Genomic DNA, 24,589 nt, shown 5'->3' on the forward strand with positions numbered 1-24,589 from the left:
ATGATTAAAACCAGTGGAACTTACCCTGACACGGATTTCCACTGGTTTTTAGAATTTTTATCAGACTAACTTCCACTTGGATTAGCGGTGGAACTTAGTTTGGGAATTTACCGTTATTTTCTTATTTTAGCAATTCTGAAACTGGTTCGAAAACAATTTTTTCAATGTCAGAAAGGTAAATTGCCAATTGTTGTTGCTTGGTAAAGAATTCTGATAAGAGGCTATTTCCTTGAATCTGCTTGCCAAAGCCTTCCATCTTAGCTTGGAAGGAATCGTCTGGCATTTGCCCTGTCTGCGCTAGTCTTTGAATTTCCTCTTGGAAAGCAACATATTCTGTAAAGATTTTGCTTGCCTCAGCATCTGCTGAAATAGCATCTTTAGCTGCTTTAACAGCCTTGTATTCTGGTAATTCGCGTAGACCGCGACTGAGTTCATTTGCACTATCGTAAATATTTGACATAATTTTCTCCTTATTTATTTCTTTTAAAATTACTAGTCACTCTGTGGTCTTTATTATTGTGCAATAACTTTTATATGACCTCTTGAATGTCCATTGCTTAATTCCTTATCTAGTACAAGCTCTATTTTCAAAGAGCCCAAATTAGAATTTGTCATAGTTTCATTTGATACAAGATTATCAAAATAACTATTTATATCATCATCAGATAAAGACGATTCAATTGCTCTAACAATATCATGAAATACTTCTTTCATTCCTGCAACACCAGATTCACTATTTTCATTTGTCTGATTTATTGTTACATTGATTTTATCAGTATCATTTGCATGTAAAAGCTCCAAGTAGTATCCGTAGCTTGATGCGAAATATTTTATTTTTATATTTCCTTTTTTGATATTTTCTAATGGACTATTAGAATTTTGATTATAGCTATTAATAAAATCATTAATAATTCTATCGTCTACATACTTTGAATTATTTTTCTCTTAACTTATTTCTTTCTTGGATGATTCATTTTTTGTCTCAACACTTGCTTCTGAAGTAGTTTTCACATCTTTTTTAACAGCGTAAGCTCTAAGTAAGATAAAAGAAATAAAGATAATACCAAATATGAATCTAGGCTCTATTTTAGGCATATTTTTCTCCTTATTTGATGACGACTGTATAGTCGGTATTTTCTGTTATGAGATGCTCAGCTCTTTCCAAGTCTTGAGCATTTTTAAATGAAATTTGTAGAATCCCGTGAATGTCTTCACGATTTTCCTCGTTGATATGAATATTGACCAAGGAAGTTCCACGTAGCAATTCCAAGATTCGTAAAATAACGTCTTCTTCATCGGGAACGTCAACATAGAGATCATAAGAGCTATCCACACCACCACGCTTATGGATTTCCATGGCCTGACGTTGCTCACGCGCTTGGTTGAAAAAGTTCCAAATCTGCTCCTCATCTCCCTTGCTGATGGCCTGACCAACCTCATCCAAACGCTCCTTGAAATCCTCGATTCGATCCAGAATGGTTTCACGATTAGATAAGAGAATGGAGGTCCACATACCTGGTTCACTCTCTGCAATCCGTGTCATATCTCGAAAACCACCGGCCGCAAAGCGCCTTGCCATCTCATGTTCTTGAGCATAGACCGCGGTCTGTTCCATGAGGCTAGAAGCCAGAATATGAGGAAAATGGCTAATCTGAGAAGTGACACGGTCATGCTCCTTGGCATCAATCTCGATAAAACGAGCATGAAGACCTGAAAGCAGGTCCTTCATTTCCTCAAGTGTATCAGGACTTGTCAGGCTCGAAGGCGTGAAGATATAATAGGCATTTTCAAAAAGATTGACATCCGCTGAGGCAGCTCCTGTCTTGTGACTACCAGCCATGGGATGGGCCCCGACAAAACGAACAGGTTTTCCAGCCAAATAGTTCTCCGCTGCATCTACAATAGCTGACTTGGTCGAACCAGCATCTGAAATAATGACGCCTTCTTTTAAGTCTAAGTTGGCCAATTCCTTAGTGAAAGCAATAGTTTGTTTGATTGGCAAGCTGAGGATAATAATATCTGCCAAAGAAGCAAAACTGGCAAAATCATCCGTTGCACGGTCAATCATGCCTTCTTTCAAGGCGATATCTCTCGAAGCTTGACTGCGATTATAACCTAAAATTTCATAATCTGGATGATCGCGTTTGATGCCGAGTGCCATAGAGGCACCGATCAACCCAAGACCTGCGATATAGATTGTTTTTGCCATAGGAACTCCTTAATAGTTCTTTGTATAGTCTCGATGTTTGGCCACTGCTTCTTTTAATTCCTCTAGATTGTCTGATGAGAATTTTTCAAGGATTTCTTGTGCCAGAACCGTTGCCACAACAGCTTCCATAACTACACCTGCAGCTGGAAGAGCAGTTGGATCACTTCTTTCGACTGTTGCCTTGTAGGGTTCATGGGTTTCGATATCCACACTCATGAGTGGTTTGTAGAGAGTAGGAATAGGCTTCATAACTCCACGAACAACGATAGGTTGCCCATTGGTCATACCACCTTCAAAGCCCCCTAGATTGTTGGTACGGCGAGTATAGCCGTCTTCTTTAGACCAGAGAATTTCATCCATAACTTGGCTGCCTTTACGGTAACCAGCTTCAAAGCCGAGACCAAATTCTACCCCTTTAAAGGCATTGATAGAAACAACTGCCTGGGCCAATCGCGCATCCAATTTTCTGTCCCATTGGACATAAGAACCAAGGCCAACTGGAACACCTCCGACAACTGTCTCGACAACCCCACCAATTGTATCACCGTCACGTTTGATTTGGTCAATATAGTCCTTGATTTCCTGTTCCCGTTCTTGGTTGACAATAGAAACTTCAGACTGGGCAGCTCGTTTCTTAATCTCAGCGACTGTCAGATTTTCAGGAACATCGATTTCCTTGCCACCAAAGACCACGACATGGTTGGCAATCTCCATATCCAGTTCAGCCAAAAGGCGTTTGGCTACTGCCCCAACGGCAACCCGCATGGTGGTTTCACGGGCAGATGAGCGCTCCAAAGAATTTCTTAAATCATCAAAACGGTACTTGATACCCCCAACCAAGTCGGCGTGACCAGGACGTGGATGGGTGATTTTTCGTTTGCTTTTAAGGCGGTCTTCAATGTCCTCCGCAGACATGATGTCCAGCCATTTTTGGTGATCCTTATTGACGACATCCATGGTAATAGGAGCCCCTGTCGTCTTCCCGTGGCGAACGCCAGAAGTAAAGACAACCTGGTCACTCTCAATCTTCATACGACCACCGCGGCCGTAGCCACCCTGACGACGTTTAAGGTCCTCATTGATATCCTCAGCTGTCAAAGGAAGTCCAGCTGGAATTCCCTCAATAATAGCCGTCAGACGGGGGCCGTGTGATTCTCCTGCAGTTAAATATCTCATACGTTCTCCTTATTTTACCAAATAGTCTTTCATCTCTTCCAAAGAAACTGGGTGGATAGTCGCTGAACCAAGCTCTGGCACCAAGACCAATTTCAAGGTATTGCCACGCGCCTTCTTATCATGAGTCAAAGCCTGATAAAGCTTGTCAACATCCCAGTTTTCATAGTCAACAGGCAAGCCAAATTTCTGACACATATCTGTAATGGACTGAGTTATGCCAGCTGGCATAAGGCCTTTTTCCTCAGCTACCTTGGAAATCTGAACCATGCCCATGGCCACAGCTTCACCATGCATGACCTTGCCATATCCGGCCGTCGCTTCAATGGCGTGACCAATGGTGTGGCCAAAATTGAGGTAAAGACGAACACCATTGTCCAACTCATCCTCAACTACCATCTTGCGCTTAACCTGACAAGAATGTTCAATCAAGGTCTCTGCATATTCCAGTATGCTCTCAACAGAACCATCCAGCTCCGTCAAGAGAGCCCAAAGTTCTGGATCCTCAATCAAGCCATACTTGATAACTTCACCCATTCCTTCAATCAACTCTCTTTTTCCGAGGGTTTCAAGAACAAGTGGGTCAATCAGAACCCCATCTGGCTGGGCAAAGGTACCCACCATATTTTTAGCAAATGGAGTATTGACGCCCGTCTTTCCACCGATTGAAGAATCCACCTGGGCAGTCAAACTAGTCGGAATCTGAACAAAGTGAATGCCCCGCATATAGGTAGAGGCTACAAAACCAGCCAAGTCCCCAACGACACCGCCACCAAGAGCCACGATTCCATCGCTACGAGTCAGACCTTGCTTGACTAAAAATTCATAGACTTTCTGGACAGTGGTTAAATTCTTTCTTTCTTCCCCTTCTAAAAAGTCAAAAACTGCTACCTGAAAACCAGCATCTTCTAGGCTGAGCTTGACCTTCTCTGCATAAAGAGAAGCTACATGGTTGTCTGTCACAATGACTACCTTTTGTGGTTGCCAGAGTTCTCGCAACCATTGACCAGCCTGAGCCAGACAACCTTTTTCAATCTGAATATCATAAGGATGATGAGGAATATCGATTCTGATTTTCATAGGAGAATCTCCTTTTCTTTATTGGTATTTTTCTGTTAAAGACTGCCAAATTTCTTCTGTCGGCATTTCCTTTCCTGTCCACAGTTGAAAAGCTTCTGCAGCTTGATAGAGCAACATCCCCAGACCATTGACGGCTGGATTGCCCTGACTTCTGGCCCATTTCAAAAACGGGGTTTCAAAAGGTTGGTAAATGATATCTGCTACTAAAAGAGTTTCTGATAGGACAATGTTTTCAGGAACTGGAGATGATTGACCATCCATCCCTACACTTGTCGCATTGACCAGTAAATCCGACTCAGCAATCCTTGCTTGCAGTTCAGAAACATCTTCTAAAGAATACAAGTCCACCTTAAAACCAGTCTGCTCCTGTAACTTGTCTAGGTAAGGTCTTGTTTTTTCCATAGAAACGGAACGGACAAAGACCGAAATCTGACTGACGCCATCCAAAATAGCCTGTGCCAGAATGGACTTAGCTGCACCACCTGCACCCAGTAGGGTCATCTTTTTACCTGTAATTGTAAAAGAAGGCAAGCTCTTAAAAAATCCCTTGCCATCTGTATTATATCCAATTAAATTGCCATTCTCATTGACAACCGTATTAACCGCACCAATCAAGCGCGCTTCATCTCTCAGCTCATCCAAAAAAGGAATCACCTGCTCCTTATAGGGCATGGAAAGATTGATTCCAAACATCTGGTAGCGACGAATATTGGCCACTGTTTCTGCCAAGTCACCCGCTTCAATCTCCCAAGCCACGTAAGCACCGTTGGTAGCTGTCGCCTCAAAAGCCCTATTGTGGATAAAGGGGGAAATAGAATGTTTAATAGGATTGGCAACAACGGCAGCTAAACGTGTATAGCCATCAAGCTTCATCCAAAATCTCCCTGATTTTTTTCATATTAGCTAGGGAAATCTGACCTGGGGCACTAGCCTCATCTAGACTAGCAAAGGACCAGCTAGAACCCGTCACATCTGCAGTGATACGAGAGACTTTACCCACCTTGCCCATAGAAATCGTCACATATTCCTGTTCAGGATTGAGGGTTTTAAAGCCTCGTGTATAGTTCATCAAGTCTAGCACATCCTGCTCCGTGTGAGCCATCACCGCAACCTTGACAAGTTTTGGATTTAGGCTCGTCAACTCTGACAAGATTTCCATCATGTTTTCAGGTGTTTCTTGGAAATTGTGGTAACTCAAAACGAGATTTGGGAAGTCCAGCATTTCCTCAAAAACATCCTTGTAGCTGTAATACTCAAAATCAATATAGTCTGGTTGATAGAGTTGCGCCACTTCCTTGATTAGATGGATATATTCTTCTGGAGAAAGGTCAATTTCTCCCCCTTCAGCGCGAGTTCGCAGAGTGAAAACCAACTCACGGCCTGCGAATTTTTCAAAAATAGCTGGAGCTACCTGCAAAATCGCTTCCTTAGGCAGATAGTCAGCACGCCATTCAATGATGTCGGCATCCAGATACCTCGTGGCATCCAGAGCCTGAGCCTCCTCTAAACTTCTTGGCATTACTGAAACGATTAATTTCATTTACTAACCTTCATACTAATCACCTTGAGGTAATTACTACTTTCATCTTTTTTATTATAGGCGAAATCTGCTGGAAGACCGTATTTATTTAAAATCTGGTAACTTCTTCCTGCAAAGCCTTTATCAATTTGTTCTGTAAATTTCTGGCGGGATACATTGGCAGCATTGGTACTAGCAATGATAATCCCTTCCGGATTTAAAATCTCAAGACTCTGGGAAATCAACTTGTGATAATCCTTAGCCACAGAAAATGTTTGTTTTTTGTTCCGAGCAAAGCTAGGCGGATCTAGGACAATCACATCGTAAGTCAAGCCTTTTCGCTTAGCATACTTGAAATACTCAAAGACATCCATGACTATAAAACGGTGGTCATCTGTGCTGATTCCATTTGCCTGAAAATGCGCTTGAGACAATTCTCGTGAACGTTTAGCTAGGTCAACCGAAGTAGTCTGGCTTGCTCCTCCCATGGCCGCAGCCACTGAAAAGGCTGCTGTATAGGAAAACATATTGAGCAAGGATTTGCCCATAGCCAACCCATCAACTAGACTACCACGAACCTCGTGCTGATCTAGGAAAATCCCTGTCATCAAGCCATCGTTCATAAAGACTTGATACAGAACACCATTTTCCAAAACAGTGAAAAACTCAGGTGCTTCTTGACCATAAACATGGGCAGATTCATAGTCCAAACCCTTAAAGCGGATCTTCTCATAGGTCCCTAAAACCTCAGGAAAAATCTGTCTAAAGGCTTCCAAGATAATCTTGCGAATCTGATAAACATAAGAGTTATACCAAGAAAAGACGACATAGTCGCCATACAGGTCCACTGTCAGACCGCCAAAACCATCTCCCTCTTGGTTGAAGAGACGAAAGGCAGTTGTCAAATCATCTTGATAGTAGGCGCTTCTCTTTTCTTTAGCTTGTCTAAACAGCGTTTCAAAGAAAGCTTGATTGAAAGCCACCTTGTCCTTACTAACAAACCAGCCCAAGCCCTTGTTTTGCTGAGAAAGGTAGGCAGTACCAAGAAAGGTTCCTTCCTGACTCTGCACTTCTACTTCCTGATCCTTAAGATTGACATTCTCAAGATCACTGGCTTCTAGTAAAACCAGCCCCTTAGCGAGCTTCTTTTCAACCCTTTTGCTAACTCTTATTCTATTCATAACTACCATTATATCAAACTTTTAGCCAATTCTCAAAAAAGAAACTACCCTTGCTTTTTTACTCTTCTTTTAAAAAATGGTATACTAATACTAATAAAAAATTAGGAAGTAAATGTGTGAGAATTAATTTTAACAAAATCCAAAAAGCCATGGGTACCAGACTGGGTTTTGTCCTAACCCTTTTAATCCTCTATTGGCTCAAAACCTTATTAGCCTATACCGTTGACTTTAATTTAGATATTCAAGTAGGTAAGTTGCAGGGAAATTACCTTGCCTTTATCGCCTTTTTCAACCCCCTTCCTCTAGGACTACTCCTGCTGGCTCTAGCCCTCTATGCTCGCTCAACCAAGATCTTTTATGGTCTGAGTATAGCTATTTATAGCCTTTTATTCATTTGGCTCTATTCCAATGTCTTTTACTATCGAGAATTTAGTGACTTTATCACGGCTAATACCATGAAGGTGGTCAGCAAGGTGTCTGTCGGCACTGCGGAACTAGAGTTACTGCGTCCTTGGGATTTCATCTATTTTATGGATTTCCCATTGCTGGCTTTCCTTTTCTATAAAAAATTCATCCAGCTGGATAGGAGACCTTTCAAATTCCGCTCCAGTGTTGCTATCACTGCTCTCTCAGCCCTGCTCTTTTCAGCTAATCTTTTCTTGGCTGAAATTGAGCGTCCCGATCTCCTATCACGAGGATTTTCTAATTATTATGTTGTTCGTGCCCTTAGTTTGCCAGCATTTTTAGGCTATAGTGCCAACCAATCCTATAGCGCCAACAAAGAACGTGCTAAGGCCTCTGAGACCGACCTTCAACCTATTACAGATTATATTCAAGAACATTCGGCTAAGCCTAATCCAGACTATTTCGGCTTAGCCAAAGGGAAAAATGTGATTTATCTCCACTTGGAGAGTTTCCAACAGTTCCTGCTTGACTATAAACTCAACATAGATGGAACTGAGCATGAAGTCACTCCCTTCCTCAACTCCCTCTACCATTCGCAATCAACCCTAGCCTTTTCGAATATCTTTAACCAAGTCAAGGCTGGTAAGACCTCAGATGCGGAAACCATGCTGGAGACTGGTTTGTTTGGACTTGACCAAGGTTCCTTTATGGTCAATTACGGTGGTACCAATACCCAGCAGGCTGCTCCTTTTATCCTATCAAAAAACGGCTATCAATCGAGTGCCGTCTTTCACGGCAATATCGGGACGTTCTGGAACCGAAATACGACCTACAAACAATGGGGCTACCAATACTTCTTTGATGCTTCTTATTTTACTAAGCAAGACAGTAGCAATTCTTTCCAATATGGTTTAAATGATAAAATCATGATGAAAGATTCTATCCAATATCTAGAGCACTTGCAGCAGCCTTTTTATGCTAAGTATATCACGGTGTCCAATCACTATCCCTATGCTAGCAATCTGACAGGCGATGAACTTGGTTTCCCCTTGGCTAAAACCAAAGATGAAACCATCAATGGCTACTTCCAAACAGCTAACTATCTAGATAGTGCTATCAAGGCCTTCTTTGACTATCTCAAAGAAAGTGGCCTCTATGAAAAATCCATCATCGTCATCTACGGAGACCATTATGGAATTTCTAACTCCCGCAATCCTGAACTGGCACCCTTGATTGGCAAGACTTCTGAGAACTGGTCGAATTACGACAATGCCATGTTGCAACGAGTGCCTTTTATGGTGGTCATGCCTGGCTATGAAAAAGGACAAATCATCAATACCTACGGTGGACAAATCGATATCTTACCGACTCTTGAACACCTCCTTGGTATTGAGTCCAATTCCTTCCTACAAGTTGGACAAGATCTTCTGTCTCCAGATCATCAAGAAATCGTTGCCTTTCGGACTGCCAATTCCTTCGTTACACCAAAATACACCAGTTATGACGGACGAACCTACTATACTGAGAGCGGTCTTGAAATCAGCAACCTTGATGAACAAGCTCAGACTGAACTGGAAATTGTTCGTCAAGCAGCTAGTCAACAGCTAAAAATCAGCGACCAGATTCAAACTGGCGATTTGATACGTTTCTACCAAGCAGATCATCTTGGAAAAGTTGATACAGAAAGTATTTCTTACCTCAATTCTTTACAAATTCTGCAAAAGATTGAGCAGGAAAAAGGTAGTCAATCAACCAGTCTCTTTAGCCAACGACAAGGCAAAACCAGTGCTGACCTTTTCAAGGCACCAAGTTACCAAGAACTCCACCCCGAGTCTGTAGAAACTGAATCAAAATCACAATAAAAAAATGCTCTTCCGTCTTGGAGGAGCATTTCTTTTTATCAACGAAAATCAAAGAGCAAACTAGGAAAATAGCCTCAGATTAACTTTAAAATTATAGGTAAGGCTGATGAAGTCAACTCAAAATACTATTTTGAGCTAGCAGATAAGACAAAGCTGATCTTGTTTGAAGAGATTTTCGAAGAGTATAAGAAAGCCTAAAAGAGAAGTAAATTAGCTCGATAGGCTACTTCAGTAATATGTGTCTGTCAAATTTAGTGACGAGGATTGTAGAAGAAAGATGAGGAGGCATAGAGAGAAGATAAATCAGCTTCAGTAGATATCTAGAAAATTTGATTCTATAGAGAAGCCTTTTGTTACAAATTCAATATACTATCAATAAATAATATTATAGAAGCAATAATAATTATAATTTCACCTATCTGCATAATTCTATTTCGAACTCTAAATATATGTTCTATCAAAAATACTTGAAAAAGACACATTATAGGGATTAAAGTTTTTGAAATTGAAAAAAATCCCAATAAATAAACTATGAACAACAATAATAGAACTATATTATATTTCTTATTCATAACATTCCCCTCTTTATTTTTTGATTATCAATCTTAATAATTTACAACTACATTATAACAAACTAAGAAATCCTTGTTAACAAATATTGCCATTTTTTAAATTTTTTTTGATTCGAATGTGATAAACTACTTCAATATTGACTTTAGATGACTTTTCGTTTATATTTAGGGTGAACACAATGTGATAGAACAGTACCACTTTGTGTGCGATAAACTATGTACCTTTTGTGCCATATTTTTCTCCTTTCGCTTTACAATTGGCTTGAACACCTTTATTGTATCGCGTTTGGAGTTTTTTCGGTATAACCTTCGACGCGCACCCGCATAGTGGGTATTTTTTTACCTCGCACCTAACGGAGCGAGACGGACTAATCGTCACATAACAAAAAAGTTGGAGCTCAGTACTCCAACAATTACTTTTAAAATGTTTGGCGTTTTGCTTTACGCTCTGCACGACCACGAGCGCGATTTTCAGCGCGTTTGGTCTTACGGCGCTTTTCATCAACCGCCCATTGAATTTTTTTCTTATAACCCGGTTTGACTTTTTTCTTTTTCTTTTTAACCAAACCAATCATTTCGATATCAAGCTTATCTTGCTTCTTCTCACGATTAGCACGACGATCACGGTCATAGGTATCTTGAAATTCTCCGTCTTTGACCATCTTAGGAGTAAACTTGATTCCCAATTTCTCCAACTCACGAATATCCGAGTCATCACTTGGCTGATAGAGGGTAATAGCTGTACCTGGTAGACCGTTTCGTCCAGTACGACCAACACGGTGCACAAAGAAAGATAAATCTTGTGGAATGGCATCATTAATGACATGGCTGACACCTTCAATGTCAATCCCACGCGCTGCCAAGTCTGTTGCGACAATGTACTCAAAATCCAGATTTTTCACCTGATTCATGATCCGCTTACGTTCACGAGGGGCAATATCTCCATGAATCTTCGCTACCTTCAATCCTTGAGCAGTCAGATATGAATGCAATTCATCAGCACGCGTCTTAGTGTTGACAAAAATCATTGCCAAATAAGGTTGCATCAGTTGAGTCAACTGGTAAATTTGAGCATTCTTGTCACGTCCTTTAGTAGAAATCAACCAATTATCAATAGTATCAGAAATGACCGTTTTGGTCTTGATTTTTTCCATAACAGGATTTGACAAGTATTTTTTCAAGAATGGTTGCAGTTTCTGTGGGATAGTCGCTGAGAAGACCATGAATTGCAAGTCTTTTGGAAGACTACTAGCAATCTTATCAACAGTTTCTAAGAATCTCATATCCAAGGTCATATCAGCCTCATCGACAACAAAAGTCTTGGCCTTGTGAATAGCTAAATCACCAGATTTGACCAAGTCGTAGATACGACCTGGAGTACCGATAACAATATGAGGCTGGTTACTTGCCAATTTTTCAATTTGACGAGCCTTATCCGTACCACCCACATAGTTAACTACACGAACTTCCACTTCTGAGTGGGCAGCAATCTGACGGGCTGCTTGGTAAATTTGAGTAGCCAACTCACGACTCGGTGCCGTAATCACGGCTTGTACACTATCGCTAGCTTCATCTAATTGCTGGAAAATCGGTAACAAGAAAGTGTGAGTCTTACCTGAACCTGTTTTTGATTCTCCAACTAAATCTCGACCGGCCAAAACAATCGGAATCAACTTATCTTGTACCTCTGTTGGAGTTGTGAATTTCAACTCCTCCAAGGCTTCTCTAATATAGTTTTTAAATTGAAATTTCGTAAATGACATAATATCCTCGATTCTATCTATCCTATCAATTATACCACATTTTATTCCATTACAGTAGTCTCACTTATTTAGGCTATTTCCAGTAGCTTCTCTAGTCAGAAAAAGGCTGGAACTTCATGATTCCAACCTCTTTTCAGTCATTATTTCCAGTTTAAAAGAGCATTCAAGCCATAGTGATCACTAACTTGCGGGCTATTGTTGCCATCAAATACGACATGTAAATTTTCCACCGCTAACTCTTTGGTAGTAAAGACATAATCGATTCGAAGGGGTTCAGTATTTCCTTTCCAGCCATCAATTTCTGGTGGAACGGTATAGCTACCGCTTTTCTCTTGAGCAACTTCAAATGCGTCTTGTAAGCCCAATAGACTAGCTAAAATAGCTTGGTAGCCTTCCTGACCTGCTGGATTGTTGAAATCTCCAGCTAGCAAAAGCGGCTTGTTCAATTCTTTCAAGACAGCCTCAAATCGTGCCCATTCTTCTTGGAAACCTTTATCCCACCAAGAAAGGTGGACACTTGCAACTGCAAGTTCCTTACCATCAACTACAGTTTCAGCCAAGGCAACACGACGAGTATGATAGTCTGTTGGATCATCCACATCTGAAACTAAAATTTCTCTGGCTTCAATAGGTGTTTTAGACAAGATAGCCACACCTTCGTGATAGCGATCATAACCGATATGGTTATAGGCCCAAGTCCAGTAGTAATTTTTCCCTTGCTCAGACAACTTTTCAACCAAGAGTCTAACATAGTGATCTTGGTGAATAGGCTCAGCTGCTGGCAAAGGTTGATAGAGATCATTAACCTCCACCACTGGCGAAGTGATCTCCTGATTGATTTCTTGGAAACAAATCAAATCATAGTCTTTTTCAAGAATATCCTCAAGCAAAATCTGGAATTTTTCCTCAGCTTCTTTTTCCATCCAACTATGAGTATTGAGTGTTAAAAATTTCATTCTTTTCTCCCAAAAGTAAGAGGTTGGAATACAGCTTCCAACCTCAAGTATATCACAATTCTACTTTTGCAACTGCTGTTTTAGCTGCAAGAGAACCTGTTTTTTCTAATTTAACTGATTTAATTGCATCACCATTTGTGAAGACAACTACTGTTGAAGTTTCACGTCCTGCTGCACGGATAGCATCCAAGTCAGCTGTGACAAGGAGATCTCCTGCTGCAACTTTTTGTCCTTCAGCAACATGAACTGTAAATGGTTTACCTTCAAGACTTACTGTGTCCAAACCAATGTGAACCAATACTTCAAGACCTGGTTCAGTCACAATACCAAGAGCATGTTTTGTTGGGAAGATGCTTGATACAGTACCTGAAACTGGAGATACAATGTTTCCATTTGCAGGTTCTACTGCAAATCCATCACCCATCATTTTTTGAGCAAATACTGGATCTTTTACTTGTTCCAAAGCAACAACTTGACCGTCTGCTACTGAGTAAACTTCCTCAGTAAGACCTTTGAAGTGAACAGTGTTTTGTTGTGCTTCAGTCATTTGGCTTGGAAGAGTTTCAGGAATGATTTCACCTGAATCAAGGATATCTTGGATATCAGATTTCAACACGTCAGCTTTTGGACCGTAGATAGCTTGAACCCCTTGTCCTTTCATGACAAGACCCATAGCTCCTTCTGCTTTCCATTGCTCTGCGTTTCCTACTTTATCTGCATCTTTAACAGTTACACGAAGACGAGTCATACATGCATCAACATCAACGATGTTTGCACGTCCACCAAGAAGGTTAATAATGTTTACAGCTTGAGAACCTGCTGCAACTTTCACTTCGCTGCTAGATTCTTCTGAACCTTCAGCAGTTTCGTAGTTTCCGTTACGCCCTGGAGTTGCGTAGTTGAATTTTTGAATCATGAAGTTTGCGATAAAGTACATGATTACAGCAAAGAGAACAGTTACCCAAATGAAGTTAATGATATCCATACCGATACCAGCACTGATTGCAATAGGTGTACGAGTCAAGAACTCGATTGAACCGAATGAGTGCATACGTAGGTTTACAACGTCAGCCATAGCGAAGGCAGCACCTTGAACAAGTGAGTAAACAAGATACATAGGTGTTGCTACAAACATGAACATGTATTCGATTGGTTCAGTAACCCCTGTCAAGAATGTTGCAAGAGCTGTTGCAATCATCATACCTTTGTATTTATGTTTCTTGTCAGCATCAACATTACGGTAGATAGCAACAACGACACCCATCAAGATACCGAATGAACCGATCATTTGTCCAACTTTGAAACGAGCTGGGTGAACAGTATCTAACAAGTGTTGGTATTGACTAGCATCAGTACCTTTGAGGTTTACAAGGTCTGTTACCCATGCAAGCCATAGTGGGTCTTGACCAAATACTTGACTACCTTTAGCTGCACCAGTTAAGACATCATAAGTACCACCAAGAGCTGTGTAGTTCATTGGGATAGTCAACATATGGTGAAGACCAAATGGCAAGAGCAAACGTTCCAATGTACCATACAAGAATGGTGCAAGGATTGGAGCAGTTTCTTGTGAGTTGGCAATCCAGATACCAAAGCTATTGATACCAGTTTGCACAAGTGGCCAGAAAGCTGAAAGTACAATTGCAGCAATTATTGAACGAAGAATAACTACAAATGGTACAAAACGTTTTCCGTTAAAGAATGAAAGTGCATCAGGAAGCTTACGGAAGTTGTAGTATTTGTTGTAAGCAGTTGCCCCAATAAAACCAGAAATAATCCCTACGAAGACACCCATGTTCAAGGCTGGAGCTTCAAGAACACTGATAAAGTAATCAGCAACTTTGATTGAACCACCGAAGAGAGTAGTTACCATAGCATCTGGATTTTTCAACATATCGCCTGATACACCAAAGATTGTACCAGTGATACGGTTAATCAAGATGAAGGCAAGACCAGCGGCGAAAGCACCACCAGCACGTTCTTTAGCCCAGCTTCCTCCAATAGCGAGGGCGAACAAGATATGAAGGTTAACGATAACTCCCCAACCGATTTGCTCTAGTACACCACCAGTAATAACGAGTGGTGCAAAGGTTGGGTTAATCATCACGATAGACTTACCGATTGAAATCATCAAACCAGCAGCCGGCATAACCGCGATAACCACCATCAAAGCCTTACCGAATTTTTGCCAAAATTCGAAAGACAAGACATTTTTGAATGTATCTTTCATCATTCAAATCTCCTTTATTTTTATTTAGGCAAACGTTTTACGAAAACGTTTGCACCTTTTATGATTTAATTATACCACTTTAATTTTTTTTGTAAAGGCTTTTACAAAAAAAAGTAGACTTTTTTCTAAAATTTTTGTAGCAAAAAAAGGAGATCACTTAATCTCCTCATAAAATTAGCTATTTTATCTAAATCTTCAAGAATCTGCGCATTGAAATTCCTGATCCAATTGAACCGATAAAAATTCCAATGACAAACAATAAGGCAATCATCAGTGGACTGAATACTTCTGGTGAAATCATAGAAAGGTTTTGACCTACTAATGACTTATTAACAGATTGGTAAACCATTTGATAAACAACTAGTACTAAAACCGATGGAAGAGTTGCTCCAAGCAATCCGATGAAAGCCCCCTCAAGTAGGAATGGTCCTCGAATATAGCTATTCTTGGCACCAACTAAGCGCATAATTTGAATTTCTCGACTGCGGGAAATAATTGTAATACGAATGGTATTAGAAATCAAGAAGACTGCTATGAAAATCAAGAGGCCCGCAATAACTAGTCCCCAGACACGAATAAATGAGGCTAACTTAAACAAGCGTTCTGTATTAGCACCACCATCTTGAACTTCTGATACACCTTCAATTTTCTTAGCCTCTTCCGCTACTGTCTTTACATCACTTGGTGTGTTAGTATCTACAATATATGCATCATAGAGAGGATTGGCGTCACCATCAAAGATTTTCCAGTTATCCCCCATTGTCTCGGTTAATTTTTCATATTGTTCTTCTTTACTTGAAAAAGTAACATTCTTAACTGTAGACATCCCCTTCAAAGCATTATATACCTTGTGGTAGTCATTATTTGTAACAGTTTGACCTTCTTTTTCAATAGTTTCACTATTATCAGCTACATCCTTACGAATGTATACCATCACTCGGACATTGTTTTCAATATCCGTAGCCAATTTTGCCGTGTTAAAGATAACAGATGCAAACAAAGCAACAAGTGTCAAAGTAATCATGACTGAGCTGACAGCAGCCACTGTCATCCAACCATTTCGTTTCAAGCTTTTTAACGATTCAAATAAATGGCGAAAAAATCTACTAATCATCGTATCCGTACTCTCCTTTTGATTCGTCACGAACAACACGGCCATTTTCAATGGCAATGACACGGTGGCGCAAGGTATTTACAATCTGGCTATTATGAGTCGCCATCAAAATAGTTGTCCCTTGTAGGTTAATCCGTTCCAAGAGATTCATAATTTCCCATGAATTATCAGGATCCAAGTTTCCTGTTGGCTCATCGGCTATCAATACTTTTGGATTGTTTACAATAGCACGCGCAATCGCAATCCGCTGTTGCTCCCCACCTGAAAGCTCGTTTGGGAAAGAACGAACCTTATGCTTCAATCCAACCAAGTCCAAAACTTCCATCACCCGTTTTTTGATATTACGGCGACTTTCTCCAATTACCTCCATTGCATAAGCAATATTTTCATAAACGGTTTTCTTTGGTAACAGTTTATAATCTTGGAAGACAACCCCAACACTACGACGTAGAAGTGGGACATCTTTCTTTTTAATCTTAACCAGATTAAAACCAGCAACTGATAGGCTTCCTTTATCGATTTTTACTTCACGATACAGAGAACGAATAAAGGTTGACTTCCCTGCTCCTGAAGGACCTACGATATAAGCAAATTCTCCTGGTTGAATGCTGACCGAAACACCACGTAGGGCAGTCGTTCCGTTGTCGTATTTTTTGACGACATCTCTCATTTCAATGATTGACATGTGAGTTCCTTTCTATCTTAGCTAATTCGCCACTTGAGATAGGCATCGATAAAACCATCTAGGTCTCCATCCATAACCTTATCTACTTGGGCAACTTCAAAGCTAGTTCGGTGATCTTTTACCATAGTATATGGCGTGAAAACATAAGAACGGATTTGGCTTCCCCATGTGATTTCCTTTTTCTCACCCTTGAGGGAATCAACCTCCGCAGCTTTCTTCTCTTGCTCCATTTGATAGAGCTTAGCTTGCAACAGTTTCATAGCACGATCTCTATTTCCATACTGGGTACGATCCACTGTTGATTGGACAACAATTCCAGTTGGAATGTGGGTTAAACGTACACCTGTTGAAACCTTGTTGACGTTTTGTCCACCGGCACCACCTGAACGGAAGGTATCCATCTTGATGTCATCTTCCCGGATTTCCACTTCAATGGTATCGTCCAACTCAGGCATCACTTCTACAGATGTGAAAGAGGTGTGGCGACGTTTGGCAGAGTCGAACGGCGAAATTCGCACCAAACGGTGCACACCCATTTCTGACTTGAGAAGACCATAGGCATTAGGACCTTCAAATGATAAAGTTACCGACTTAATACCAGCTTCATCTCCTGCTTGGTAATCCAATACTTCCACTTTAAAGCCTTTAGCATTTCCATAGCGAGTGTACATACGAAGCAACATATCACCCCAGTCCTGAGCCTCAGTACCACCCGATCCTGGATGGATTTCCAAGATGGCATTATTATGATCATAAGGTTCTGACAAGAGCAAGGTCATCTCGTAACTGGTCATCATCTTATCAAGTTCGGATAACTGCGTTACCAATTCTTCATGCACCGACTCATCTTCAGCTAAAAAGTCTAATAAAATTTCGACTTCATCCTGCAACTCTTCCATTTTGTGGAAGGTGTTGTAGGTGTTTTTTAATTCATTTAATTCTTGCGACGTTTTTTGGGCCGCGATATTATCGTTCCAAAAATCAGGTTCTGTCATCTTGTTTTCTAAGATGGCAATCTCTTCCTCTAAGCCTTCGAGGTCAAAGAGACCCCCTGAAAGAAGCTAATTTTTCACGATTTGCGTCAATTTTCTGACGAATTACTGAAATGTCCATAAATACTCCTTTTTTACATCATTTCATTATAGCATATTTTATCATTTCTTTCCATCTTTTGCTCTAATCCCTTATTACACGTAAAAAGAACGTAAAAAGAAGCCTTTCGGCTTCCCTTCTTACAAGACTTTTGCTGAAGTACGAGTAATTTCTTCTACTTGAATATTCTCTGATTCAAATTTTTCTTTCAAGGCTGGTAAATCAATTGAGCCATCGATTTGAACTTCGATAATCACCTTACCATCTTTACGCGGAATATTGACTGTATGCGAGATATTCAAATTTTCTTCTGCAATCAAAGAAACAATCTTTCCGAGGACACCGACTTCATCTTCCGTAACAAAGCGCACACGAATTCCTTCTTCTCCATAGCCAGCAATTTCAAGAAAGGCTTGGAAAACGTCACGATCTGTAATAACACCATAGACTTGATGGTTATCTACGACAGGAAGAATACCAATCTTGTTTTTCAACATCAGATAAGTTGCATCTTCTAGACTAGCATAGCCTGAGACAGTGACAACATCACGAATCATCACATCTTTTACTTTGGTCTTATTTAGAAGATAATTCATCTCATAGATAGAAAGACTGGTTGCTTTGGATGGACTTGCTTGCGCAATGGTTCCCTCAGTCACCAAACCAACCAATTGATCATTTTCGATAACAGGCAAGCGGTGCAAACCTTGCTCTCTCATCAAATCTGCTGCATGAGATACTGTTGTATCTGGACTAATGTACACTACCTTACGGGTCATAAAATCTTTAACTGCCATGAGACTTCTCCTTTTCTATTCTTATCCCTATTATACAATCTTTTTGTAAATCTATCAAACGCTTACATTTCTTTTTCAAAATTCAGAAAAGTATGAATAAGCTAGCAAAAAGAGCTCTAAAATCGAGCTCTATGAATGAAGATAAAATACCTTTCATTCGATTTTTCAATTATTATAAATTCATCTTTCAAAGTAGATGCAGATTTGTTTGCAACCTAAATATGCCAACTAAGATAATCCACTGGATAAGATAATTGATTCTCAATCTCTATTCACCGACTAAAACAATCCACTGGATTGTTTTAGCCACCCAGATATGCTTTTCTGACTTCTTCTGATGAGGCGAGTTCTTTTCCTGTTCCTGATAGAACGATTTTCCCTGTTTCCAATACATAGCCTCGGTCAGAGATTGCGAGTGCCTTATTGGCATTTTGTTCAATCAAGAGGACGGTCGTTCCTTGTTTCTGGATATCTTGAATGATATCAAAAATCTCTTGGATAAAGATTGGGGCAAGTCCCATTGAGGGTTCATCTAAAAGAAGAAGTTTTGGTGTTGACATAAGAGCACGTCCCATGGCAAGCATTTGTTGTTCTCCTCCTGAAAGAGTGGCTGCGTCCTGGTTCTTGCGTTCTTCAAGACGTGGGAAGCGTGAGAAAACCTTCTTCAGGTTAGCTTGATTTTCTTCACGATTTTTCTTCAAGAAAGCTCCCATTTCTAGATTTTCCATAACAGTCAAGCCAGGGAAGACGTGGCGTCCTTCTGGAACTTGTGAAAGCCCACCTGCTACGATTTTTTGAGCTGGCATTTTTTGGATTTCTTGACCTAAAAATTCAATCTTTCCTGAGCTTGGTCTAACTAAACCAGACAAGGTACGGAGAATAGTTGTCTTACCTGCACCATTGGCACCGATAAGGGAAACGACTTCTCCTTCATTCACTTCAAAACTTACATCACGGACTGCTTGGATCATACCGTAATGTACAGAAAGATTATCAACTTTTAACATAGACATTAGGCTTCACCTCCTAGATAAGCTTCGATAACGCGTTTATTGGTCTTAATTTCGTCTGGAGTTCCCTGAGCAATCAAACGACCATATTCAAGTACGTAGATACGTTCTGTTACTTCCATGACCAGATTCATATCGTGTTCAATCAGCATGATCGTAATCTTAAATTCATCTTTGATACGCCGAATTAACTCAGTCAATTCGGCTGTTTCCTGCGGGTTCATACCTGCTGCTGGTTCATCTAAAAAGAGAATTTTAGGTTCCGTAGCGAGGGCACGAACAATTTCCAAACGACGTTGTTGTCCGTAGGCAAGATTTTTAGCAAGAGTTTCTGCATCACCATCTAAATCAAAGATTTTCAACAATTCCAAAGCCTTAGCTTTTAATTCTTTTTCACTCTTGTAAAAAGCTGGTAAGCGTAAGAAACTAGCAAAAACATGTTGTTTGTGATGGTTACCAAAAGCAATCAAAACATTGTCCAAAACTGTTAAATCTTTAAAGAGACGGATATTTTGGAAAGTACGTCCAAGTCCTAAAGAAGCAATCTTATAAGGTGACTTCCCATTCAAAAGGTGACCATCTAAGGTTACTGTTCCCTCACTTGGTTCATAAACACCTGTCAAAAGGTTGAAAAGGGTGGTTTTCCCAGCTCCATTTGGACCGATTAGTCCAACCAATTCCCCTTCGTTCAATTCAAGAGTCACATCTCCAACAGCTGTTAGACCGCCAAAATGTTTGGTTAACTGTTTTACTTCAAGTAATACCATTAGTTTTGTTCCTCCTTCTTAGATTTTTTAAAGAAACGTGATAGGCTCAATTCCCATGTTCCAAGAAGTCCACCTGGTCTGAAAATCATTACCAATACCAAGGCCAAAGCGTAAATAATCATACGCACGCTGGCAACATCTTGGAGAAGCATATTCAAAATTCCAAGAACAATGGCTGAAACAATTGCACCTGTAATGGAACCAAGTCCACCAAATACAACAATAATCAAAACGTTGATTGAGTTGATGAAAGTGTAATCTTTCGGTACAACTGAACCGATAAATCCTGCTTGAAGCGACCCTGCAATACTTGCAGTGATAGCACCAAAGACAAAGGCGATGATTTTAATTTTAGTCGTATTAACCCCAACTGACTCAGCAGCGATTTCATCCTCACGAACAGAGAGGGTTGAACGACCAATTGGACTACGCAAGAAGTTCAAGGTTGCAATCGTTGTAATCACGACAAAGAAGTATACCATTTGCCAAGTTGTAAAGTTAGGAATCCCTAAGATACCTGCCGCACCATTTGTAAGGCTTCCACCGTTGATGATAAAAATACGGATGATTTCAGAAACACCTAGAGTCGCTACCGCAAGATAGTCCCCCTTCAAGCGCAAGGTTGGAATTCCGACAAGCAAGGCAACGGCTCCTGAAAGCAAAGCCCCTATCAGCATAGCTCCAAAGAAGGCAGCGTAGGTTGGTGATTTAGAACCAATAATAGCTGCTGCATAGGCACCAATCGCCATGAAACCAGCATGCCCAAGTGAAAATTGTCCTGAAAAACCAACGATTAAGTTGAGACCAACAGCCAGAATAATATTAATTCCAATTTGTTGTAAAATCTGTACATAGAATAGGTTGAGTACTCCGACTGAAACCAGTACACTAATCAAGCCATAGCCAGCTAACAAAAGGAGTAACCATAGAATATTAACTTTTAAATTTTCTTTCATCGTTTACACCTTCTCTTTCACATTCTTACCAAGGATACCAGCTGGGCGGACAATCAAGATCAACAACAAGATTCCATAAACAATGGCATCACGGAAGTCTGACATTCCAAAGGCTGTCGCAAAGGTTTCTAATAGACCAATTACAAAACCACCAAGAGCCGCACCAGGAATGATTCCGATACCACCAAGTACAGCAGCAACGAAAGATTTAAGACCTGGAGTCACTCCCATCAAAGGCTCAAGAGAGTTATAATAGAGGGCAATCAGAACACCAGCCGCACCCGCAAGAGCTGAACCCAAAGCGAAGGTAAAGCTGATAGTACGATTTACATTGATCCCCATCAATTGTGCTGCATCGCTATCTACTGATACTGCACGCATGGCTTTTCCCATCTTCGTTTTTTGGACAATGACTTGTAACAAAATCATCAAAATCAAGGAAATGGCCAAAATCATTAACTGCACATTTGTTAGGCTAACTGGTCCCAAATCATAGCGAACTGTTTGAATCGCTTGAGGGAAAGCACGAGTATTGGCACCAACCAGATAGACCATTCCATACTCCAATAAGAAAGAAACCCCAATAGCTGTGATCAAAACAGCAATACGAGTAGAGTGGCGCAAAGGTCGGTAGGCAAGGAACTCAATCACGACACCAAGAATAGCTGTCGCTAGCATAGCTACAATAAGCGCTACAAAGAAATTCATTTGGAAAGAATTAATCAAGAAATAGCCGATAAAGGCTCCCATCATATAAATATCACCGTGGGCGAAGTTGATGAGCTTGATAATTCCGTAAACCATGGTATATCCTAGGGCTAACAGCGCATAAACACTACCTAGAATCAAACCATTTACTAGTTGTTGGAGCATAAGATTCACTCTTTCTATTTATAATTTTGAGGGTTTTCCCTCAATTTTTGATAGGTTCTTAAACATCGAAACAGGGAGTGAGTCAGAGGCTCATTCCCTATTTCATCATTTTTCTATTATGGTTTTACAACTTCTGCTGCTTCAACCTTACCATTGTTCATGGTCATCATGTAAGCAGTTTTGACTGTGTTGTGGTCCGCATCGAAACTTGTTTGACCAGTTACACCTTCAAAATCTTTTGTTTTAGCAAGATTATCCTTGATTTCACCTGAGTTTTTAGCACCTTTTGCTGCGTTTGCTACAAGGTGAACTGAATCATAAGCCAAGGCTGCAAATGTTGAAGGCTCTTCGTTGTACTTAGCACGGTAAGCATCAAGGAAGGCTTTTGCTTTAGCTGAAACTTCTACAGTAGTTGAGAAGCCTGAGATAAAGTAGATGTTTGATGCTTTTTCAGCAGTTGCTTGTTGTACAAACTCTTCACCGTTGAATCCATCACCACCAACGATTGGTTTGTCAATTCCCATGCCACGCGCTTGGTTTACAATTTTACCAGCTTCAGTGTAGTAACCAGGAACAACGATCGCATCAAAGTCTTTCCCTTTCATTTTTGTAAGGGCTGCTTGGAAGTCTGTGTCACCCGCTACGAAAGTTTCATCTGCAACGATTTCACCTTTGTAAGTTTCACGGAAGGCTTTGGCAATACCTTTAGCATAGTCGCTGGCATTGTCAGTGTAAAGAACAACTTTCTTAGCTTGCAATTTATCAGAAACATAGTTTGAGATAATTTTTCCTTGGAAGCTATCTTGGAAAGTTCCGATAAAGAGGTAATCTTGACCTTTAGTCAATCCATCTTGAGTCGCACTTGGCGAAATCAATGGAACACCTGCTTTTGTAGCGTTAGCTACCGCAGCTGCAGTTGCACCAGATGTCGCAGGTCCTACGATTGCTGATACCTTAGATTGGGTTACAAGGTTAGTTGTTACTGAAGCAGCCTCAGCTGTTTCAGACTTGTTATCTTTATCAACTACTTCGATTTGTTTTCCATCGATACCACCTGCAGCATTGATTTCATCAACAGCAAGTTGGGCACCTTTTTGTTCAGATGTCCCGTAGGCTGCTACGGCACCAGTTTCTTCGAAGTTAAATCCGATTTTGATTGTCTTTTCATCTACTGAGTTACCAGCAGCGTTTGACGCTCCAGACTTCACTTCTCCACAGGCTGCAAGAAGTGCTACACTTGCAAGCGCCACAAACGATAGGGCAAATTTTTTCTTCATCTTTTTGTCTCCTTATTTCTTAAATAAATAGCATGTTAAGAATATACCGAATTATCAGAAAATTGTCAACACTTTTCTTGAACTTTTTCGATGATAACGTTTTCCTCTCGATAAAGATTGCCCACAAAGGGTGTTTCTAACTCTTGGATATGACAAACTCTGACTTTTTTTATAAACTTTTCCTTGCTCAAGCGCCCGATCAATTGCTCCACTTCTTGAGTTGGAACATAGAGTTGCAAGTAGCGATGTTTCTTGGAATGATAGGTAATATCTCCATAATCCTGCAGTTTTTTGGCATCACGATTATAGTAAAGATAGATAATCAATCCAGATCGATTGACTTTTTCAAACATGATAAATCCTCTTTCTAAGAAATCTCCCTCTATTATACCAAAAAAAGCAAACTCAGTCGAGTTTGCCTTCTTTCATCATTAGTTCAATGAATTGTTGGCCATGATTTCATCAATAAAGCCATATTCAAGTGTTTCTTGGGCACTCATCCAGTTATCACGTTCTGCATCTGCGTGGACTTTTTCCATTGACTGACCTGAATTTTCAGCCAAGATTTTTTCCAAAGTATTACGAGTTTTAAGCAAGTGTTCTGCAGCAATCGCCATATCGGTTTGTTGGGTACCACCACCTGTACCACCCATTGGTTGGTGGATCATATATTCAGCATTTGGCAGCATGAAACGTTTGCCTTTTGCCCCACTTGATGCGATGACTGTCCCCATAGATGCAGCCATTCCCATAACGATAGTTTGGACATCTGCTTTGATAAAGTTCATAGTATCAACGATTGCCAAACCAGCTGAAACGGAACCACCAGGTGTATTGACATAAAGGTAAATATCTTTTGTACTATCTTGGGCATCCAAGAAAAGCAATTGGGCAATAACAGAGTTAGCCATATTGTCTTCAACTGGACCTGTCAGCATAATGATGCGATCTTTGAGAAGACGTGAGTAAATATCGTATGAACGTTCTCCACGGCTTGTTTGTTCAATAACTACAGGAATCATTCATTTCTCCTTTTGAGTTTTATTTTTGTTTGTCAGATGACTGAAG

The 24,589-nt window shown here is 40.4% G+C and carries 24 protein-coding genes; 1 reads left to right on the forward strand and 23 read right to left on the reverse strand.

Annotated elements, in window-relative coordinates; all coding sequences use genetic code 11:
* Positions 1-121 precede the first annotated feature (121 nt).
* The 9 genes from K4Z77_RS02475 to K4Z77_RS02515 form a co-directional block, all read right to left on the reverse strand.
* A complete protein-coding gene (locus tag K4Z77_RS02475; protein WP_224218330.1) occupies positions 122-460 on the reverse strand; it encodes a YlbF/YmcA family competence regulator in 339 nt (112 codons plus the stop codon).
* Between the two features lie 53 nt (positions 461-513).
* Complete coding sequence (locus K4Z77_RS02480; RefSeq protein WP_224218331.1) at positions 514-801, reverse strand: hypothetical protein; 288 nt, start codon at positions 799-801, stop codon at positions 514-516.
* Positions 802-945: 144 nt separating this feature from the next.
* On the reverse strand, positions 946-1,095 hold the full coding sequence (locus K4Z77_RS02485; protein WP_224218332.1) for a hypothetical protein: 150 nt from the start codon (positions 1,093-1,095) through the stop codon (positions 946-948).
* Positions 1,096-1,105: 10 nt separating this feature from the next.
* The gene (locus K4Z77_RS02490; protein WP_224218333.1) at positions 1,106-2,209 is read right to left on the reverse strand and encodes a prephenate dehydrogenase; all 1,104 of its coding nucleotides are present in this window, start codon (positions 2,207-2,209) and stop codon (positions 1,106-1,108) included.
* Positions 2,210-2,218: 9 nt separating this feature from the next.
* Entirely contained in the window at positions 2,219-3,385 is a 1,167-nt protein-coding gene (gene aroC, locus K4Z77_RS02495; protein WP_224218334.1) for a chorismate synthase, read from the reverse strand.
* Positions 3,386-3,394: 9 nt separating this feature from the next.
* The gene (gene aroB, locus K4Z77_RS02500; RefSeq protein ID WP_000702138.1) at positions 3,395-4,462 is read right to left on the reverse strand and encodes a 3-dehydroquinate synthase; all 1,068 of its coding nucleotides are present in this window, start codon (positions 4,460-4,462) and stop codon (positions 3,395-3,397) included.
* Between the two features lie 18 nt (positions 4,463-4,480).
* A complete protein-coding gene (locus K4Z77_RS02505; protein ID WP_224218335.1) occupies positions 4,481-5,335 on the reverse strand; it encodes a shikimate dehydrogenase in 855 nt (284 codons plus the stop codon).
* Entirely contained in the window at positions 5,325-6,002 is a 678-nt protein-coding gene (gene aroD, locus K4Z77_RS02510) for a type I 3-dehydroquinate dehydratase (protein WP_042900899.1), read from the reverse strand. The genes K4Z77_RS02505 and aroD overlap by 11 nt, the downstream gene beginning before the upstream one ends.
* Positions 5,999-7,162 carry a class I SAM-dependent rRNA methyltransferase gene (locus K4Z77_RS02515; protein ID WP_224218336.1) on the reverse strand — a complete coding sequence of 388 codons (1,164 nt, stop codon included), beginning with the start codon at positions 7,160-7,162 and terminating at the stop codon, positions 5,999-6,001. Before K4Z77_RS02515 ends, aroD begins: the two co-directional genes overlap by 4 nt.
* A gap of 149 nt (positions 7,163-7,311) precedes the next feature.
* On the opposite strand from K4Z77_RS02515, the gene K4Z77_RS02520 reads away from it, so the two are divergent.
* The gene (locus K4Z77_RS02520) at positions 7,312-9,429 is read left to right on the forward strand and encodes an LTA synthase family protein (RefSeq protein ID WP_224218400.1); all 2,118 of its coding nucleotides are present in this window, start codon (positions 7,312-7,314) and stop codon (positions 9,427-9,429) included.
* Between the two features lie 991 nt (positions 9,430-10,420).
* Here K4Z77_RS02520 and K4Z77_RS02525 read toward each other — a convergent pair.
* From K4Z77_RS02525 to clpP, 14 genes are all read right to left on the reverse strand, one after another.
* Positions 10,421-11,764, reverse strand: a complete 1,344-nt coding sequence (locus K4Z77_RS02525; RefSeq protein ID WP_224218337.1) for a DEAD/DEAH box helicase — start codon at positions 11,762-11,764, stop codon at positions 10,421-10,423.
* A gap of 140 nt (positions 11,765-11,904) precedes the next feature.
* Positions 11,905-12,720: an endonuclease/exonuclease/phosphatase family protein gene (locus K4Z77_RS02530; RefSeq protein WP_224218338.1), complete on the reverse strand. Its 816-nt coding sequence runs from the start codon at positions 12,718-12,720 to the stop codon at positions 11,905-11,907.
* Positions 12,721-12,772: 52 nt separating this feature from the next.
* A complete protein-coding gene (locus K4Z77_RS02535; protein WP_224218339.1) occupies positions 12,773-14,953 on the reverse strand; it encodes a PTS transporter subunit IIBC in 2,181 nt (726 codons plus the stop codon).
* Positions 14,954-15,137: 184 nt separating this feature from the next.
* Positions 15,138-16,064 carry a permease-like cell division protein FtsX gene (gene ftsX / locus K4Z77_RS02540; RefSeq protein WP_224218340.1) on the reverse strand — a complete coding sequence of 309 codons (927 nt, stop codon included), beginning with the start codon at positions 16,062-16,064 and terminating at the stop codon, positions 15,138-15,140.
* Positions 16,057-16,749, reverse strand: a complete 693-nt coding sequence (gene ftsE, locus K4Z77_RS02545; RefSeq protein ID WP_224218341.1) for a cell division ATP-binding protein FtsE — start codon at positions 16,747-16,749, stop codon at positions 16,057-16,059. Before ftsE ends, ftsX begins: the two co-directional genes overlap by 8 nt.
* A gap of 17 nt (positions 16,750-16,766) precedes the next feature.
* A protein-coding gene (gene prfB / locus K4Z77_RS02550; RefSeq protein WP_224218342.1) for a peptide chain release factor 2 occupies positions 16,767-17,862 on the reverse strand; the annotation gives its coding sequence in 2 pieces (ribosomal slippage) (positions 16,767-17,789 and positions 17,791-17,862; 1,095 coding nt in all).
* A 119-nt stretch (positions 17,863-17,981) separates the two neighbouring features.
* Positions 17,982-18,638, reverse strand: coding sequence for a CBS domain-containing protein (locus K4Z77_RS02555; protein WP_000268660.1), 657 nt, complete (start codon positions 18,636-18,638; stop codon positions 17,982-17,984).
* Positions 18,639-18,940: 302 nt separating this feature from the next.
* Positions 18,941-19,651: an ABC transporter ATP-binding protein gene (locus K4Z77_RS02560; RefSeq protein WP_000062200.1), complete on the reverse strand. Its 711-nt coding sequence runs from the start codon at positions 19,649-19,651 to the stop codon at positions 18,941-18,943.
* A complete protein-coding gene (locus K4Z77_RS02565) occupies positions 19,651-20,415 on the reverse strand; it encodes an ABC transporter ATP-binding protein (RefSeq protein ID WP_224218343.1) in 765 nt (254 codons plus the stop codon). Before K4Z77_RS02565 ends, K4Z77_RS02560 begins: the two co-directional genes overlap by 1 nt.
* A complete protein-coding gene (locus K4Z77_RS02570) occupies positions 20,415-21,371 on the reverse strand; it encodes a branched-chain amino acid ABC transporter permease (RefSeq protein ID WP_000662280.1) in 957 nt (318 codons plus the stop codon). The genes K4Z77_RS02565 and K4Z77_RS02570 overlap by 1 nt, the downstream gene beginning before the upstream one ends.
* A gap of 3 nt (positions 21,372-21,374) precedes the next feature.
* Positions 21,375-22,244, reverse strand: a complete 870-nt coding sequence (locus tag K4Z77_RS02575; protein ID WP_000941427.1) for a branched-chain amino acid ABC transporter permease — start codon at positions 22,242-22,244, stop codon at positions 21,375-21,377.
* 116 nt (positions 22,245-22,360) lie between these two features.
* The gene (locus K4Z77_RS02580; RefSeq protein ID WP_000726113.1) at positions 22,361-23,521 is read right to left on the reverse strand and encodes an ABC transporter substrate-binding protein; all 1,161 of its coding nucleotides are present in this window, start codon (positions 23,519-23,521) and stop codon (positions 22,361-22,363) included.
* 65 nt (positions 23,522-23,586) lie between these two features.
* On the reverse strand, positions 23,587-23,874 hold the full coding sequence (locus K4Z77_RS02585; RefSeq protein ID WP_020903478.1) for a YlbG family protein: 288 nt from the start codon (positions 23,872-23,874) through the stop codon (positions 23,587-23,589).
* A gap of 78 nt (positions 23,875-23,952) precedes the next feature.
* A complete protein-coding gene (gene clpP, locus K4Z77_RS02590; RefSeq protein WP_000613477.1) occupies positions 23,953-24,543 on the reverse strand; it encodes an ATP-dependent Clp protease proteolytic subunit ClpP in 591 nt (196 codons plus the stop codon).
* Positions 24,544-24,589 lie beyond the last annotated feature (46 nt).

The sequence above is a fragment of the Streptococcus mitis subsp. hohhotensis genome (genome assembly GCF_020089495.2).
Taxonomy (GTDB): domain Bacteria; phylum Bacillota; class Bacilli; order Lactobacillales; family Streptococcaceae; genus Streptococcus; species Streptococcus hohhotensis.

Excerpts from the sequence above, each read along its gene's own strand:
- K4Z77_RS02475 (WP_224218330.1), bottom strand. The coding sequence starts at position 460 with ATGTCAAATATTTACGATAGTGCAAATGAACTCAGTCGCGGTCTACGC.
- K4Z77_RS02485 (WP_224218332.1), bottom strand. The coding sequence starts at position 1,095 with ATGCCTAAAATAGAGCCTAGATTCATATTTGGTATTATCTTTATTTCT.
- K4Z77_RS02490 (WP_224218333.1), bottom strand. The coding sequence starts at position 2,209 with ATGGCAAAAACAATCTATATCGCAGGTCTTGGGTTGATCGGTGCCTCT.
- aroC (WP_224218334.1), bottom strand. The coding sequence starts at position 3,385 with ATGAGATATTTAACTGCAGGAGAATCACACGGCCCCCGTCTGACGGCT.
- aroB (WP_000702138.1), bottom strand. The coding sequence starts at position 4,462 with ATGAAAATCAGAATCGATATTCCTCATCATCCTTATGATATTCAGATT.
- K4Z77_RS02505 (WP_224218335.1), bottom strand. The coding sequence starts at position 5,335 with ATGAAGCTTGATGGCTATACACGTTTAGCTGCCGTTGTTGCCAATCCT.
- aroD (WP_042900899.1), bottom strand. The coding sequence starts at position 6,002 with ATGAAATTAATCGTTTCAGTAATGCCAAGAAGTTTAGAGGAGGCTCAG.
- K4Z77_RS02515 (WP_224218336.1), bottom strand. The coding sequence starts at position 7,162 with ATGAATAGAATAAGAGTTAGCAAAAGGGTTGAAAAGAAGCTCGCTAAG.
- K4Z77_RS02520 (WP_224218400.1), top strand. The coding sequence starts at position 7,312 with ATGGGTACCAGACTGGGTTTTGTCCTAACCCTTTTAATCCTCTATTGG.
- K4Z77_RS02525 (WP_224218337.1), bottom strand. The coding sequence starts at position 11,764 with ATGTCATTTACGAAATTTCAATTTAAAAACTATATTAGAGAAGCCTTG.
- K4Z77_RS02530 (WP_224218338.1), bottom strand. The coding sequence starts at position 12,720 with ATGAAATTTTTAACACTCAATACTCATAGTTGGATGGAAAAAGAAGCT.
- K4Z77_RS02535 (WP_224218339.1), bottom strand. The coding sequence starts at position 14,953 with ATGATGAAAGATACATTCAAAAATGTCTTGTCTTTCGAATTTTGGCAA.
- ftsX (WP_224218340.1), bottom strand. The coding sequence starts at position 16,064 with ATGATTAGTAGATTTTTTCGCCATTTATTTGAATCGTTAAAAAGCTTG.
- ftsE (WP_224218341.1), bottom strand. The coding sequence starts at position 16,749 with ATGTCAATCATTGAAATGAGAGATGTCGTCAAAAAATACGACAACGGA.
- K4Z77_RS02555 (WP_000268660.1), bottom strand. The coding sequence starts at position 18,638 with ATGGCAGTTAAAGATTTTATGACCCGTAAGGTAGTGTACATTAGTCCA.
- K4Z77_RS02560 (WP_000062200.1), bottom strand. The coding sequence starts at position 19,651 with ATGTCTATGTTAAAAGTTGATAATCTTTCTGTACATTACGGTATGATC.
- K4Z77_RS02565 (WP_224218343.1), bottom strand. The coding sequence starts at position 20,415 with ATGGTATTACTTGAAGTAAAACAGTTAACCAAACATTTTGGCGGTCTA.
- K4Z77_RS02570 (WP_000662280.1), bottom strand. The coding sequence starts at position 21,371 with ATGAAAGAAAATTTAAAAGTTAATATTCTATGGTTACTCCTTTTGTTA.
- K4Z77_RS02575 (WP_000941427.1), bottom strand. The coding sequence starts at position 22,244 with ATGCTCCAACAACTAGTAAATGGTTTGATTCTAGGTAGTGTTTATGCG.
- K4Z77_RS02580 (WP_000726113.1), bottom strand. The coding sequence starts at position 23,521 with ATGAAGAAAAAATTTGCCCTATCGTTTGTGGCGCTTGCAAGTGTAGCA.
- K4Z77_RS02585 (WP_020903478.1), bottom strand. The coding sequence starts at position 23,874 with ATGTTTGAAAAAGTCAATCGATCTGGATTGATTATCTATCTTTACTAT.
- clpP (WP_000613477.1), bottom strand. The coding sequence starts at position 24,543 with ATGATTCCTGTAGTTATTGAACAAACAAGCCGTGGAGAACGTTCATAC.